A 15802-nucleotide genomic window follows, 5' to 3' on the forward strand; every position below is an offset into this window, starting at 1 on the left:
ATTATGATCCTTGCATGCTTTGTTGTTTTTTTCTGGGCCGGATTTGAACAAGCAGGAAGTTCATTTACGTTATACACTAAAAACTTTGTGGATCGAGAAGTATTTGGATACCTCGTACCTGTTTCTTGGTTCCAATCACTAAATCCATTATTCATTATTATCCTTGCACCAATCATATCAGCACTATGGATAAAACTTTCTAAAACAAAAAACGGTGATTTAAAAACTACAACGAAAATGGGCTTAGGTATGATCCTGCTCGGATTGGGATTTATGATTCTCATACCTGCAGTTTTACACACAGGCAGCAATGAAGAAAATATTATCGCGAAAGCACATATTGCCTTTATTATATTTACTTATTTGTTCCACACCTTAGGTGAACTATGTTTATCCCCAGTAGGATTATCACTGGTCAGTAAGGTAGCACCACTTAAAATTGCCTCTCTACTTATGGGCGTATGGATGTCTGCAATTGGAGTTGCCAATCTTATAGCAGGGCAATTGGCGGCCTTGACTGCCTCTCTAGGTTATATGGAAATATTTATTGCCATTGGCGGATTAGCCATTTTACTTGGGATCATTCTCCTTTTCGTTTCAGGAAAGCTAACTTCTATGATGAGCGAATATGATGAAGTGAAAGAATAATCAATAGAGACTAACTATATAAAGTCAATAGTGCTAGCGACAAAGATTTTGGTCAAAAACATACAAATTTTATTTACTGCATTTATTAACCATGTATAATATACTTAATATAAAATAAACTAATCATGTAAAGGTGGGGTTCTTTTGACTTCAAAAAACAATAATCAAACATTACCTCCAAAAACTTGTACCATCGAAAGGCTTATAACCAAACCTAAAGATATCGAAAAAGTAATCAACGGCAAAAAGACTGCTACTCGAAGAAATGGCAGGTACGCTGATGTTGGCGAAATCATGGAGTTGAATAACCATAAATACAGAGTGGAACAAGTTTATACGCAAAAGCTTGGTGAAGTAACAGAGGACGATGCCAAACAGGAAGGCTATGATAATTTAGATGAATATAAACAAGCTATATTATCTCTCCATCCCGGTATGAAATGGGTGCCTAAAATGGAAGTCTGGGTCCATGAATTTGCACCTTTCGAGAAATAAATTGGTCATTCGTTCACAAGGAAAGTTATAAAAACACGTGAGAAATTATCTCACGTGTTTTTATAACTTTCCTTGATCCATCATTTCTACCACATCATCGATAGCAAACTCTTTTCCGTTTAATATATCTAACTTCATTTGCTGCACTTTTTTCCTTGGCTTATTTTCAGACTCATCACTTATTGGTATCTTTGGTTTTTCAATGAGTGACACAACATATTTCTTGTCATCGATTTCAATAACCGAATCCTCATCTTTTAGTATTTCTTTAATTAACTTTGCATCATACCCTTGCAGTTTCTTCAAACTCACTCTCCCCCTTAGTATAGGTTAATGATTATTTGAATCAACTAACTTCCCCCATCTTTTCGAACCATTACCCCAATCGTGAACATTTAAACCTTTTCTTGCAGAAAGGCGAAATATTTTTATTAGTGTGTAACACTAGTTCATAATAAGGCTTCATTTCCTAAAGTGATGCATTGGTTGAATCTGTTTGCCTAACATTTAAAATATGTTGGTTCAAGAAATATATTCTACACAATATAAAAGAGGTCGTCAAATTTATTAAACTATTCGGATAACTTTTAAAAATAGGTATACAACTAGACTGATTTTAACTATTATTCAAATAAATATATTGCTATCAATCATTAGACATGGTTATAATGTCTATATTAAGGAAAAAGTTCTGTTATAAAATGAGGTGGGAATATGAGTAGTAATAGTAATATATCTGTCGGTTTATTAGGTTTAGGTACAGTTGGTTCCGGAGTGATTAACCTGATTGAAAATCACCAAGAGGAACTCGTTCATGAATTAGGGTGTGGCGTTAATGTAAAAGGTGTATTGGTTCGTAATTTAGACAAAACACGTGATGTTAATATCAATCCTGAATATCTCACCACAAATCCTGAAGATGTATTAAATAACCCTGAAATTGATGTTGTCATCGAAGTTATGGGTGGTATAGAAGAAGCACGAAATCATATATTAAAAGCTTTCGCTGCCAAAAAACATGTTGTAACAGCAAATAAGGACCTAATCGCTTTACACGGGGCTGAACTCCATCAGGCAGCAAGTGAGAATAAATGTGACTTACTTTATGAAGCCAGTGTTGCTGGTGGAATTCCAATATTACGCGGCCTATCTGATGGCCTTGTTGCTGATAAAATACAAAAAGTAATGGGAATTGTTAATGGAACTACTAATTATATACTAACAAAAATGGATGACGAAGGTGTTCCTTATGATGATGCACTAAAAGAAGCACAGGAACTTGGTTTTGCAGAGGCAGATCCTACAGCAGATGTTGAGGGGCTAGACGCCGCTAGAAAAATGGCAATTTTAGCACGTCTTGCTTTTTCAACACCGGTAGATTTGAACGATGTTGAAGTAAGCGGAATTTCCGATCTGGAATTAACTGATTTCCAATACGGAAAGAAGTTAGGCTTCACGATGAAATTGATCGGTATTGCAAACTTTGACAATAACCAGGTAGAGGTGAGCGTACAACCTGTATTTCTTAAGAGCGATCATCCGCTCGCAAATGTGAAGAATGAGTATAATGCTGTATATGTCAATGGAGAAGCCGTTGGAGAAACAATGTTTTATGGCCCAGGAGCAGGAAGTTTACCAACTGCTACTGCCGTTATGTCGGATGTCGTTTCTGTTATTAAAAATAAATTATTAGGTGTAAATGGACATCGTTTTACTAAGCCGCGGTTTGAAAAAGTATTAAAAAAACCAGAAAACCGCTATGGTCAGTTTTATTTCAGATTGCATGTAAAAGATGAAGTCGGGGCTTTCACAACAATATCTTCTCTATTTAACCAATTAAATATCAGCTTCGAACGTATACTACAAGCTCCTATTAAACCGGAAAACCGTAATGAATTAGCTGAGGTAATTGTCGTTACACACGAGACATCATTGGATAAATTTAAGAAAGTATTAGAAGACCTGCAGAACGTAGAAGTTGTCGAGGAAGTAAAAAGCTATTTCCGAATTGAAGGAGATGTCGAATAAATGAATTGGTCTGGATTAATTCAACACTATAAATCATTTTTACCTGTAACAGAGGAAACTCCTGCTCTTACACTTAACGAAGGGAATACACCTTTCATTTACTTTCCTCACCTATCTGAACAATTAGGGATCGAATTATATGGAAAGGTGGAAGGTGCAAATCCAACCGGTTCTTTTAAAGACCGCGGTATGGTTATGGCTGTTGCCAAGGCAGCTGAAAAAGGAAGCAAATCTGTTATTTGTGCATCCACTGGTAATACATCTGCTGCTGCAGCCGCCTACGCAGCTAAAGCAGGTATGCGCGCAATTATTGTCATTCCAAAAGGGAAAGTCGCTCTCGGAAAGTTAGCTCAAGCAGTCATGTACGGGGCAGAAATCGTTGAAATTGATGGCAACTTCGACGACGCTCTGAAAATGGTACGGCATATAAGTGAAACAGCACCTGTCACACTTGTGAATTCAGTGAATCCATATCGTCTGGAAGGGCAAAAAACAGCCGCTTTTGAAATTTGTGATTATCTGGGAAAAGCACCTGATTATCTTGCTATCCCAGTAGGTAATGCTGGAAATATTAGCGCCTATTGGAAAGGTTTTAAGGAGTATCACGAAGCAAAACAGACAGGTCTTCCAAAAATGTTTGGTTTTGAAGCAGAGGGAGCTGCCGCTATTGTCAAAAACAAAGTGATCAGCCAGCCAGAAACAGTTGCTACAGCAATCCGGATTGGAAACCCTGCGAGTTGGGACCTTGCAGTCAAAGCAAAGGAAGAATCAGGTGGTATCATTAATGCAGTAACTGATGAAGAAATCACGAACGCCTTTAAGCTTCTTCCAAGCAAAGAAGGAATCTTTGCAGAGCCGGGTTCTTGTGCATCTATCGCGGGCGTTATTCAACAATGTAAGGATGGAAAAATAACACCCGGAAGTACAGTTGCCGCTGTATTAACGGGGAATGGGTTAAAAGATCCTCAAACAGCAATGGATCAAATAAACGTTGACCCAATCACACTTCCAAATGACGAAGAAAAGGTTACGGAATATATAACAAATATGGTGAAGTCATGAATAAATTCACGATAGCTGTTCCAGCCAGCACTGCAAACATTGGACCTGGATTTGATTCGGCTGGCATGGCGTTAAACAAATATTTAAATGTACAAGTAATCGAGCAGGAAACATGGGAGATTGAAAATCACTCTCCTCTTTTACCTTCCGTTGCTACATACACCGATCATTTTATTTATAAAGTGGCCAAGCAAATTGCAGAAAAGTACGGGAAAATGCTTCGAGCGTGTAAATTAGCTATTTATAGTGATATCCCATTAGCACGCGGGCTCGGAAGTAGTGCATCTGCAGTTCTTGCAGGTATTGAACTCGCAAATCAACTTTGCAGTCTTTCTTTAACGCTTGAAGATAAGCTAAAACTCGCTACAGAGATCGAAGGACACCCCGATAATGTAGCACCTGTTATATTTGGAGGTATGGTTATTTCGGCTGTAATGAGTCATCAGTCCATTCATTATTTTCAATTACCAAACCTTGATTTGGATACTGTGGTGTATATTCCAAATATCGAACTTTCTACGGAAGCTGCTCGGAGTGTACTTCCAAATTCTTTTTCCAGAGACGATGCTACTGCTGCTAGTGGAATTAGCAACCTTATGATCGCCTCTCTTATATCCGGAGACTATAACTTAGCAGGAAAAATGATGGAACAAGATGTATTTCATGAACCATATAGGGCAGAACTGATTCCAAACTATCAAATGATCAAGCAGGAGGCTAAAAGTCAAGGAGCATATGGAACAGTTATTAGTGGGGCTGGACCTACGATGATCTCTTTTGTACCTAGAGGACAAGGGACAAAGATTGCATCATTTATGAAAGAAAAACTTTCAGATTACGAAGTCGATGCATTAGTCATAGATCAGACTGGATTACAGGTTCATCAAGATTTAATAAAATAAAGCTGCGGAATCATAAACCGCAGCTTTATTAGTGTACTACTCATCTTATTAGAGATCTCTTCTTTCTATTTTCTCTTCTCTTAGGTGCTGTTTCATATAAGTGCTTCTCCTCTTCCGTTTCAGGAAAAACTTTTGGTACGGAAATAGGCTTACCTTGTTCATTTACAGCAACCAGTGTCAAAAACGATTCAGTTGTTAATCTTACTTCATCTTTTATAAGGTCATGAGCTGTAACTTTCACATATACTTCCATAGAGCTTGTACCTGTATATGTAACACATGCTTCTAACGTTAATGCATCACCTGCCGTAGCGGAAGAAACAAAATCAACCGAATCAATGGAAGCTGTTACGACTGTACTATTCGCATGCTTCATTGCTGAAAGTGCAGCAATTTCATCAATATATGCAAGGACCTTCCCTCCAAATATTGTATCTAAATGATTCGTATCAGGAGGTAGAATCAACCTTGTTTGCACCGTTCTAGAATGATTAATGGAAAAACTTTTCATTTATATAATCCCCCTATTTTTTTGCAAAGGATCTGAGTCATTTCCCTTTTATTTGCTTGTCTGAAATATTAATTAATCCCAAGGATACATGGTATGTTTCTCCTTTTTTTGACCTATTGATTATACCATGAATAGAATCATTTACAAAAGATCACTTGATTTTAGGGCTAATTTGCCGATATTAATAGTGTCAAATTAATAAAGTTAGGAGATACAATTATTATGAAATTATCCTTATTTAAAAAGAATATACCCCAAACGGCGGATTCTTTACTAAATGTAAGTAAACAAATGAAACCAATATTACAAGTATCACCTGGGTCTGATTTAGAGGACCAATTAAACATGCTTGATTTGACAATAGCAGATTTAGCTGTGGCCCAAGTACTACTGCCTTATATTGAAAAAAACATTTTTCCTATTGTTGATTGTTTTTATGAAAATCTAGAAAAACACGCACCACTAATCGATATTATTAACCAATATAGTTCTATTGAACAATTAAAAAAATCATTAAGAAGACATATTGTTGAAATGTTTTCAGGAGTTATAACGGATGATTTTATTACAAAACGAAAAAAAATTGCTATTATTCATGTTAAAATTGGGTTAACACAAAAATGGTATATTGCCTCCTTCCAAAAAATTTTTCACAGTGTAACCGAATTGTTGTACAAACACTTTAAATCAGAAGAGGATTTGCTACTGGGTGTTCATACGATAAATAAACTCCTTAATTTAGAGCAACAGGTAGTATTGGAGGCTTATGATGATGAAATAATGGAGATAAAAGATCAGGAATCAAAATTTAAAACAGATATTGTTCAGTCATTAGAGCAGACATCAACGGAGCTGGCCTCTTTAGCAGAAGAGACTACCGCTTCTATCGAAGAAATAACAGCACAAATCAATATGATTACGACTAACTCGAAAGCAGGTACCGAAATAGCGGAAGAAGCAAAAGATGCGGCTGAACAAGGAAAAAGCCGACTAAATGTAATGGATAACTCTTTAGAGGGCATGGAATCCAGTGTGATCAAAGTCAATGAGGAAATCTCAAGTCTAGAAACAACTTCAAACCAGATAAAATCAATCATTGAAATTGTTAAGTCAATAGCAGATCAAACCAATTTATTAGCCTTAAATGCCTCCATTGAAGCTGCTCATGCAGGAGAACATGGGCGCGGATTCGCGGTAGTTGCAGACGAGGTGCGTAAATTAGCTGAACAAACAGGTAAATCAGTCATGGATGTTACACAATTGGTAAATAAGACCAATAGTCAGGTTGGTGTAAGTGCCTCATCAATGGAGGAAGCAAGCGAGCATTTACTAGCGGTACGCGAACAAATGAAAAATACCGAAATTGCCTTTGAGAGAATCGATAATCGGATGAAAGACACCAAACTGACAAATCAAAGTATACAAAGCGATTTAGAAGGATTAGATCAGGTAACAAATGATATTGTCCAGGCAGCAACAACCATTTCCGAGTCGGCAGATCAAATCAATCGAATGTTAGAAAAGGCAAATAAAGGATAATATAGCATCCATCACCACTTTCTTTTCATCATGATAATTTAAGAAAGTAGTGTACTGATCAAACACTTAGGGAGTGACGTGCTTGAAGAAAATTTATGTTGATGCAGATGCAAGTCCAGTAAATGATATTGTTATTTCCATTGCAAAAAATGCTAACATTCCAGTAGTGCTTGTTAAAAGCTTTGACCATTTTTCACATCAAGAAGAGACAGTAGGCGTACAAACTGTTTATGTTGACTCTGGAGCAGATGCAGCAGATTATCGAATCATGGAATTAGCAAATCATGGTGATATTTTAATTACACAGGACTATGGTCTGGCCTCACTTGGTTTAGGCAGAGATTGCATCGTCCTTCATCCTAGAGGTTTTGCATATACGGATACGAATATTGACCAGCTGCTAGCCTCACGTCATGTGAATGCGAAAGCAAGAAGAAGCGGACAAAGAACGAAAGGGCCAAAGCCATTTACGGATGAGGATAAACAGAAATTTCAAGCGCTTTTAGTAAAAACAATCAATAAAATGATTGGATAGAATAGCTTTTATGATCGCGCACTTCACCCCGCAGTGCTTTTTTAGATTAAACGTGACAAAGTGTGATTCACTTATTTTAGTTGGAAACTACTTAGCATAATGGATAATATATGTTAATATGATGGTTAATTTAATGCAAAGTAATCAAAGGTAGTATTATTATTTTTACTGTTTACTACTAGATTAGAATGGAGTAACCAACATGAATATTGACGTATATTTATTCCAATTAATAAACAATTTAGCAAATAAGAATACATTGCTTGATCATTTTTTTATTTTACTTACTGATTTTAGTCCGTATATTATACTACTCATTTTAGTTTGGATCTGGTTCTTTAGAAAAGGCGATAAACGGATAAACAAAAAAATCGTTCTATTTGCGATTTTTACTGTTATTTTGGCCATAGGAGCCAATTATCTTATCAATATATTCTATTTCAGACCACGTCCTTTTACGGAAATAGAAGGACCCATTACCATGCTCATTGATAAAGCTGCAGATAGCCCGTCTTTCCCTAGTAACCATGCTACAGGCGCATTTGCAATTGCATTTGCCTTTTTTACAAAAGATAAGAGGCTTGGATCGGGATTAATCATACTCGCTATCCTTATAGCCATTTCACGAATTTTTGTAGGCGTCCATTATCCAACAGATGTTGCTGCTGGTGCAATGATTGCATTTATCGCTTGTTTAGCTACTCATTCTTTGATGAATGATAAAGACCTGCGAAGTCGACAAAGATCAAGATATACAAGTTAAATGTTGAATCACCACCATTTCCAAATAGGGAATGGTGTTTTTTGTATTATATTAAAGTTGTACGAAATCAGCCTTAAAACCCATCAATTTTATTTGCAAAGCATTCCCAAACAAAAAAGGTACAGGAGATTAGCCCCGTACCTTTATCCGTTATCATTACCCTAATACTGCCTTATCACTTTCAAACTGCTCACCACGTATTCTCTGGAATTCATGCAATAATTTTTCAATCGTTAGTGCTTGTTTTTCTTGACCTTCTACATCAAAAATAACTTGCCCTTTATCCATCATAAACAACCTATTTCCTAAGTCCAATGCTTGTTGCATATTATGTGTAACCATTAGTGTAGTTAAATCAAATTTTTCAACTATATCATATGTCAATTGAGTAATCAGTTCTGCTCGTGAGGGATCGAGTGCTGCAGTATGTTCATCCAACAATAAGATATCCGGATCGGTGAAAGTAGCCATTAACAAGGAGAGTGCCTGGCGTTCTCCGCCTGAAAGCAATCCTACCTTTGCTGTCAAGCGATCTTCCAACCCTAAATTCAGAGTCTCTAAATATTCTCTAAACAATACCTTTCGTTTTGCAGTTACACCTCGTCGCAATTTCCTTTTTTTATTACGCGCATAAGCCATTGCTAAATTTTCCTCAATCGTCATGGATGGTGCTGTTCCAGCCATAGGATCCTGAAATACACGTCCAATAAAAGCCGATCGCTTATACTCAGGTAAATGTGTAACCTGCTTATTATTTATGGATATTTCACCTACATCTGGTGTTAGATTACCTGAAATTACATTCATTAAGGTGGACTTTCCTGCACCGTTACTTCCAATGATCGTTACAAAATCCCCTTTTTTCAATTCCAGTTTGATAGACTGTAAAGCTTTTTTTTCGTCTGGAGTTCCTTCATTAAAAGTAATAGCAATATCTTGTAATTGAAGCATATTACGACGCCTCCTCCACTTTATAGCGACTCAGCTCGGTACGTTTTTGTAAACGGCGTTTTTTCTCCCTTCGAGTACGAATGGCTTTTGGTGCTACTAAAGCTGCAATAACCAATAAAGCTGTGATTAGTTTCATATCCCCTGTTTCTAGGAATTCTGCTTGAAGGGCCAATGTTACTACGATTCGGTAAACAATAGCTCCACCGATTACTGCGAGTGTTGTTCTCGCAATTGTTTTTGTTCCAAATAAAGCTTCTCCAATTATTACAGATGCCAGACCAATAATAATTAACCCAATTCCCATACCGACATCAGCAAAGCCCCCGTGTTGGGCAATTAAAGCTCCTGAAAATGCTACAAGTGCATTTGAGAAACCTACACCAACAATAATCAATGTATCCGTATTGGCAGAAAAACTACGGATCATTTTTTGGTTATCCCCAGTTGCTCTTAGTGCGAGTCCAACTTCCGTTTTCAAATAATAATCAGTAAGTAATTTGATGGCAATTGTTACTATGATCATTACAATTAGAATAGACCATGTTGCTGGCGTGTTGTCCATTCCTAATGAACCTAATATACTATTAAAAAAAGAATTAATTCCCGTGCTTGCCCAGATCGACTCTAATTGTTTAAAAATAGTTGTTTCATTTAACAAAGGTAATGTAGGCTGTCCCATGATCCTTAAATTAATAGAATAAAGAGCAATCATCATAAGAATACCCGATAATAATGAATTAATTTTACCTTTCGTATGCAATAAACCAGTAACACAACCCGCAAAGAAACCTGCAACAGCTGCCATTAAGGTTGCGATTATAGGTGGTATGCCACTTATTATTGCTATAGAAGCTACAGCTGCGCCTGTTACAAAACTCCCATCAACCGTCAAGTCAGGAAAATCCAACACACGAAAAGTTAAATAAACACCTAATGCCATAATTGCATATATAATACCTGATTCAAATGCACCAAATAGTGAAATTAACATAATTTCCTCCTTTTCATGGTGGGGAAGCTAAGACGTGCACATTCGTTTTTTTAAGCACGCCTTAGCATTTACATATACATAGCTTTTTTGCTTGCCTATTTAAATGAATCGAATAAACTGTAAAACCATCTATTATTCTTCTGGCTCTACAAATTCAGCAAGTTCATCCCATTCATCATTCCAATCAATTCCTTGTTCTTCAGCAGCTTGTTTATTAATAAATAATTGAATATCCTCAGGATGCTCAACTGGGAAATCTTTCGTTGTTTTCTCGCCTGCTAAAATTTCCGCAGCCATCTCTCCTGACCGATAACCAATCGAATGATAGTCAATTCCGTACGTTGCAAATCCACCTCTGGCCAGTGAATCAGGCTCCCCAACCATTAAAGGTATTCCCTGTTCCTTCGCTACACCAACAACACTGTCCAAAGCAGATACTACTGTGTTATCTGTTACGATGTAAAACACATCAGCTTTACCCACTAATGTTGTAGCAGCTTGTTGTACTTCAGAAGAGTTTGCTACAGTTCTTTCAGAGGTGCTTAAGCTAGTTCCTTCCACTGCCTTTTCTACCGCTTCAATTTGTGTTACCGAGTTTTGTTCTCCTGCATTATAAATTAATCCTACATTAGCCCCTTCAAAATATTTATCTATAAATTCAACTGTCTTTTCTATTGAATCGGGATGAAGATCAAGAACTCCTGTAATATTTTCACCTGCTTCATCCATCGAATCTACTAAACCTGCTTCTACCGCATCTGTTACAGATGTAAATACAATTGGGATATCACTTGTTGCTTGTAAGGCGCCTAGTGCACTAGGAGTTGAGTTACCAAATATTAAATCAACATCATCAGCGACAAAGTTTTTGGCAATGGTACTTACATTATTTTGATCCCCTTGAGCACTTTGAAAATCATATTCGACATCCAGGTCCGCATCTTTCAATGCGTCCTGAAACCCTTTATAAGCTTCATCAAGCGATGGGTGCTCCACAATTTGAGTAGCACCTACTTTATATGTTTCTCCATCAGCTGATGAGCTTTTATCGTCTCCATCATCAGCTTCTGCTTCCTTCGAACTTTCATTTGAGCTACAGGCCGCTAATGTGATGATACTGATTAAAGCGATAAGAATAAATTGCAACCATTTTTTCATGAATATTCCCTCCTATTTAAATTTTTAAAATATTTACATCATTATACCTAGTATTTCCCATCTGCACAAGTCCTAAATTTTTACTATTCTTTAAAATATTAGGAAATCTTCATTTATTATTTAAGAGCCTAATTAATTATTCTCGTATATTCCATTTAGGTCTTCTTCCCCGTGAAAAAAAATGATTTCGATGTTGTTGCTCTTCTATTTTTTGTCTACATTTATGGTTTGCTGCTTCTAGAGTATTCATCCCTTCTACAGCAGCTTGTTGATAGATTTCAAGGAGAGACTGGTAAATTTCCTTCGTTTTTAATAACACACGATCCTTATTTGGTTCATATAGCTCATCAGCAACTTGAATAAGACCAGCCGAATTAACAATGTAATCTGGTGCGTAAAGGATTCCTTTGTTATGTAAATCCTTAGCATGTTTAGTGCTGCGCAATTGATTGTTTGCCGAACCTACGATAGACTTAACACGTAACTGTTCAATGGTATGATCATTGATCACACCCCCCATTGCACAAGGTATAAATATATCAGCATCAACCCCGTAAATATCATCACTATTTACTACTGTTACCGATCCTTTTAGATTATTAGCTTTTCTTTTTATTTTTTCCAATACATCTTCATGAACATCTGTAACAAACACATTTGCCCCTATCTCTAATAAATAACTTGCAACTTTAAAACCTACTTTTCCTAACCCCTGAATGGCATATGTCTTCCCTCCCAATTCTCTACTTCCAGATAGATATTGACTAGTCGCTTGCAAACTATAAATCACACCTTGGGAGGTGGGGATAGACGAGTCGCCCCCACCACCATAGACCTCTGGTATTCCAGTAACAAAGTTTGTTTCTTTTGATACTTGTATAAAGTCATTCATTGTTGTCCCCATATCAGTACCAGTATAAAATCTGCCATTGAATGAATCTACATACTGTCCAAATGAACGAAGTAATGCGGCAGTCTTATCTGTTTTTGGATTTCCGATGATAACTGCCTTCCCGCCTCCGAAATCTATATCCGCTGCTGCACATTTATATGTCATGCCTTCTGATAAACGTAGAACATCTTCCAGAGCCTTATCGACAGTAGCATATGGATACATTCTAGTTCCTCCCAGGGCTGGTCCTAACGTTGTATCATGGATCGCTATAATTGCCTTTAAGCCAACAGAAGGATCATTACAAAACATTACTTGTTCATGCCCGGCCATTTTCTCCATTCTATCAAGGTCATTTTTATTCATGGCTACCTTTTTTATTTCCATGAAATACCCCCTTTAAAATTTTGTTAACTGTAAAATGTTAACCGTCAACACCATTCATGATGTTTACCCCTTTATTTAAAGTACTTTTTATTTCCTAAGTATATTTACCTATATAAAATAACAAAATATTACAAATTTTATGTTTATATCAAGGCGTGAGCGTATCGTTTAAATCTATTTTCATAACAGATTAACAAGGAAAACGCTTTCAAAAAAATTGAGCGATTATAACGAAGTTCATACGAATAATATCATTTTGTTATATGGAGGTCAAGTATTTTTTGAAAATTATATAAATTCCTAACAACAAAAAAACAATAGAAGGTAGGACAAAAACAAATTTTGTAACACCTTCTATTACATAATGATTTTATTCAAATTTTTCCGGATCCCCATCAAATGGTGAATCTGATATTTTTATAGAATCAGTAGGACATCCATCACATGCATCTTCCACGTCATCTTCAAACTCTTCAGGAACTTCAGCCGTACCTTCATTATCATCCAAAGTAACAAATGAAAGACCTTCATCACAGTATTCAAAGATATCTGGAGCCGAAGCACCGCATGCACCACATGAAATACAAGTTTCTCTATTGACTATTGTGAACATAACACATCTACTCCTTTTTACATTTAAGCTTACAAAATTATCCGTTGTTTTATAGGATTATTATACGTATCTATTAAATTCGTTTTAGCCACGAACTGTTTCCTTTTCTTTTTCTTCCTGTTCTTTTAATCTTTTATCCATAATACTAGTACTATGCAACGGCTGAATTCTTCCTTTTGGATCGATGCTTGCTTTAGCATTACTGATTGCAGTTGGTGCTTCACCAAAACCAGTCGCTATTAGTTTCACTTTACCTTCGTACGTATTTATGTCACCTGCAGCATAAATTCCTTCAATATTTGTTTCCATTCTAGAGTCTACGACAATTGAGTTTTTCTCAAGCTCTAAGCCCCAGTCCTTAATTGGGCCAAGAGAAGATATAAAACCGTAATTAACCAACACTATATCTGTGTTTAATGAAACTTTTTTATCACCTTTTGATTCCTTTAATATTACTTGTTCTATCGAATCTTCTCCAATTAGTTCATCAGGAACAAAAGGGGTCATAATTTCTACAGAAGACTTTTTCAATAATTCAACACTATGTTCATGTGCTCGGAATTTATCTCGTCGATGCACCAAGGTAACTTTCTCAGCAATCGGCTCAAGCATTAAAGCCCAATCAAGAGCAGAGTCTCCCCCACCAAAGACCGTAACCTTCTTTCCAGCGAATTTGTTCATATCGTCCACAAAATAATGCAAGCAATCTTTTTCAAATTTACTTTCATTATCCAGTTTTAGTTTTCTTGGTTCAAAAGCACCTACTCCTGCAGTAATTAAAATTGTTTTCGAATAATGTTTTTCGCCAGTATTGGATGTCAATGTGAAAACGCCTTCGTTTTTTTCAATGTTTAATACAGATTGTTCGAGAACTATTGTCGGATTAAATTGAGCTGTCTGTTCTTTTAAACTATCTACTAATTCTTTTCCAGTAACTTTTGGAAATCCTGGAATATCATATATATATTTTTCTGGATATAAAGCAGCCAGCTGCCCCCCGAGTTGTGGCATGCTTTCTATTATTTTTACCTTCATCTGTCTTAATCCTCCGTAAAAAGCGGAGAATAAACCAGTTGGTCCGCCACCGATAATCGTAACATCATACACATTTTCTTGATCCATCTCTATCCCTCCATCGATTTATCTTAACAAACCATTAAAATCGGTTTCATTCATTTTCAAGTAATATTCCGAAGTGGCCGTTTATATAGTATAACGTTTAAAAAACGGCATATATTAAATTTATTATATAATTTAGATTAATTGTATTTCGATAATTTGTCAACACTTTTTCAGAAATTTTTATAAATAAAAAAGGAGAAAGGCCTCTATAGAGGCTTTTCTCCAATGCTATTTTGTCGTTCACGGATCGCATTTTTTGCTTCAAGCATCATGTTATCCAATAATTCTTTGACTGTGGGTGTGTCCTTGATGAGTCCTGCTATCTGGCCACTATTTATAAATCCTTGGTCTAGCTTCCCTTCTAATGCACCAATTTTGTGATATTCTTCCGTAGTCATTTTATTAAATTCTTCTAATTCAATGCCTTTTTTCTCCGAGTCGATTAGTGTTCTAGCATAAGCTGTATCTAATACCCTTCTAATTCTTCCAACTGATCTTCCTACAACAAACGTTTCATGATCATTTGCAGCTAATACTTTTTCTTTATAGTTAGAATGAAATGGTGATTCTTTTGTTGCGATAAAACGTGTCCCCATTTGTACTCCACTTGCCCCAAGCATAAACATTGCAGCTAGGCCACGGCCATTTCCTATACCACCAGCAGCAACAACTGGAATATTCACTTGTTCTACAATTTGCGGGATAAGTGTCAATGTGGTTGACTCAAGTGTCGAGTTTATACCTGCGGCTTCATATCCCTCAGCCACAACGACATCTGCTCCAGCTGCCTCTGCCTTCTTTGCTTGTCTAACAGCTCCACAAACGGTAATTACTTTAATACCATTATCATGAAAGCTTTTTATAAAAGGAGCTGGGTTTCCAGCTGACAAAGATATTACTGGTACTTTATATTGTAAAACGAGCGTTATAACTTCATTTAAATACGGTGTCACATTAATTGGGATGTTTACAGCGAAAGGTTTCTCTGTTTTCTCCTTTGTTTCCTTAATGATTTTTTCTACTTCCTGAGGTTCCATTGTACCAACCCCAATTGTCCCTAACCCACCAGCTTCTGAAACTGCAGCAGTCAGGACAGCATTACTTATATTTCCCATACCACCTTGAATAATGGGATAACGGATATTTAAATTTTTGCATAAATCTCTCACATTATTTCACCTCACGTTAAAATAGTGTTATGTTAT

Annotated in this window: 17 protein-coding genes; 8 read left to right on the plus strand and 9 right to left on the minus strand. The window is 36.4% G+C overall.

What is annotated here, in order from left to right; all coding sequences use genetic code 11:
• Together J2Z81_RS11425 and J2Z81_RS11430 are read left to right on the plus strand one after the other, a co-directional pair.
• Positions 1 to 648, plus strand: a 648-nt coding sequence (locus J2Z81_RS11425) for an oligopeptide:H+ symporter (RefSeq protein ID WP_226981339.1), incomplete at its 5' end; no start/stop codon positions are given.
• 144 nt (positions 649 to 792) lie between these two features.
• Positions 793 to 1143, plus strand: a complete 351-nt coding sequence (locus J2Z81_RS11430; RefSeq protein WP_029266117.1) for an ASCH domain-containing protein — start codon at positions 793 to 795, stop codon at positions 1141 to 1143.
• Between the two features lie 60 nt (positions 1144 to 1203).
• On the opposite strand, the gene J2Z81_RS11435 is transcribed toward J2Z81_RS11430, so the two are convergent.
• Positions 1204 to 1449 (minus strand): hypothetical protein, encoded by a 246-nt coding sequence (locus J2Z81_RS11435; RefSeq protein WP_029266119.1) that lies wholly within the window; start codon positions 1447 to 1449, stop codon positions 1204 to 1206.
• 408 nt (positions 1450 to 1857) lie between these two features.
• Between J2Z81_RS11435 and J2Z81_RS11440 the strand changes: the two genes are divergently transcribed.
• The 3 genes from J2Z81_RS11440 to thrB are packed head-to-tail and all read left to right on the plus strand — an operon-like array spanning position 1858 to position 5135.
• Positions 1858 to 3171 (plus strand): homoserine dehydrogenase, encoded by a 1314-nt coding sequence (locus J2Z81_RS11440; protein ID WP_226371383.1) that lies wholly within the window; start codon positions 1858 to 1860, stop codon positions 3169 to 3171.
• Positions 3172 to 4233 carry a threonine synthase gene (thrC, locus tag J2Z81_RS11445; protein ID WP_029266121.1) on the plus strand — a complete coding sequence of 354 codons (1062 nt, stop codon included), beginning with the start codon at positions 3172 to 3174 and terminating at the stop codon, positions 4231 to 4233.
• Positions 4230 to 5135, plus strand: coding sequence for a homoserine kinase (thrB, locus tag J2Z81_RS11450; RefSeq protein ID WP_226371384.1), 906 nt, complete (start codon positions 4230 to 4232; stop codon positions 5133 to 5135). The genes thrC and thrB overlap by 4 nt, the downstream gene beginning before the upstream one ends.
• Before the next feature lie 40 nt (positions 5136 to 5175).
• On the opposite strand, the gene J2Z81_RS11455 is transcribed toward thrB, so the two are convergent.
• Entirely contained in the window at positions 5176 to 5646 is a 471-nt protein-coding gene (locus tag J2Z81_RS11455) for an acyl-CoA thioesterase (RefSeq protein ID WP_029266125.1), read from the minus strand.
• Between the two features lie 222 nt (positions 5647 to 5868).
• Here J2Z81_RS11455 and J2Z81_RS11460 point away from each other — a divergent pair, with 222 nt between their 5' ends.
• From J2Z81_RS11460 to J2Z81_RS11470, 3 genes are all read left to right on the plus strand, one after another.
• The gene (locus J2Z81_RS11460; RefSeq protein ID WP_226371385.1) at positions 5869 to 7185 is read left to right on the plus strand and encodes a globin-coupled sensor protein; all 1317 of its coding nucleotides are present in this window, start codon (positions 5869 to 5871) and stop codon (positions 7183 to 7185) included.
• A gap of 82 nt (positions 7186 to 7267) precedes the next feature.
• Complete coding sequence (locus tag J2Z81_RS11465) at positions 7268 to 7720, plus strand: YaiI/YqxD family protein (protein ID WP_029266129.1); 453 nt, start codon at positions 7268 to 7270, stop codon at positions 7718 to 7720.
• Positions 7721 to 7922: 202 nt separating this feature from the next.
• Positions 7923 to 8483 (plus strand): phosphatase PAP2 family protein, encoded by a 561-nt coding sequence (locus J2Z81_RS11470; protein WP_226371386.1) that lies wholly within the window; start codon positions 7923 to 7925, stop codon positions 8481 to 8483.
• Between the two features lie 156 nt (positions 8484 to 8639).
• Here the strand turns inward: J2Z81_RS11470 and J2Z81_RS11475 are convergent, their stop codons facing one another.
• The 7 genes from J2Z81_RS11475 to J2Z81_RS11505 form a co-directional block, all read right to left on the minus strand.
• The gene (locus J2Z81_RS11475) at positions 8640 to 9434 is read right to left on the minus strand and encodes an ABC transporter ATP-binding protein (RefSeq protein WP_029266133.1); all 795 of its coding nucleotides are present in this window, start codon (positions 9432 to 9434) and stop codon (positions 8640 to 8642) included.
• A gap of 1 nt (position 9435) precedes the next feature.
• Positions 9436 to 10425, minus strand: coding sequence for an ABC transporter permease (locus J2Z81_RS11480; protein WP_029266135.1), 990 nt, complete (start codon positions 10423 to 10425; stop codon positions 9436 to 9438).
• A gap of 132 nt (positions 10426 to 10557) precedes the next feature.
• Positions 10558 to 11583 (minus strand): ABC transporter substrate-binding protein, encoded by a 1026-nt coding sequence (locus J2Z81_RS11485; RefSeq protein ID WP_029266137.1) that lies wholly within the window; start codon positions 11581 to 11583, stop codon positions 10558 to 10560.
• Between the two features lie 136 nt (positions 11584 to 11719).
• Positions 11720 to 12862 (minus strand): Leu/Phe/Val dehydrogenase, encoded by a 1143-nt coding sequence (locus J2Z81_RS11490; RefSeq protein ID WP_226371387.1) that lies wholly within the window; start codon positions 12860 to 12862, stop codon positions 11720 to 11722.
• A gap of 370 nt (positions 12863 to 13232) precedes the next feature.
• A complete protein-coding gene (locus J2Z81_RS11495; protein WP_029266141.1) occupies positions 13233 to 13475 on the minus strand; it encodes a ferredoxin in 243 nt (80 codons plus the stop codon).
• A gap of 84 nt (positions 13476 to 13559) precedes the next feature.
• Entirely contained in the window at positions 13560 to 14597 is a 1038-nt protein-coding gene (locus J2Z81_RS11500) for an NAD(P)/FAD-dependent oxidoreductase (RefSeq protein ID WP_226371388.1), read from the minus strand.
• A gap of 206 nt (positions 14598 to 14803) precedes the next feature.
• Complete coding sequence (locus J2Z81_RS11505) at positions 14804 to 15766, minus strand: NAD(P)H-dependent flavin oxidoreductase (RefSeq protein WP_226371389.1); 963 nt, start codon at positions 15764 to 15766, stop codon at positions 14804 to 14806.
• Positions 15767 to 15802: the final 36 nt, after the last annotated feature.

Origin of the sequence: Virgibacillus alimentarius, assembly GCF_017874635.1 — a bacterium.
GTDB lineage: Bacteria > Bacillota > Bacilli > Bacillales > Amphibacillaceae > Virgibacillus_B > Virgibacillus_B alimentarius.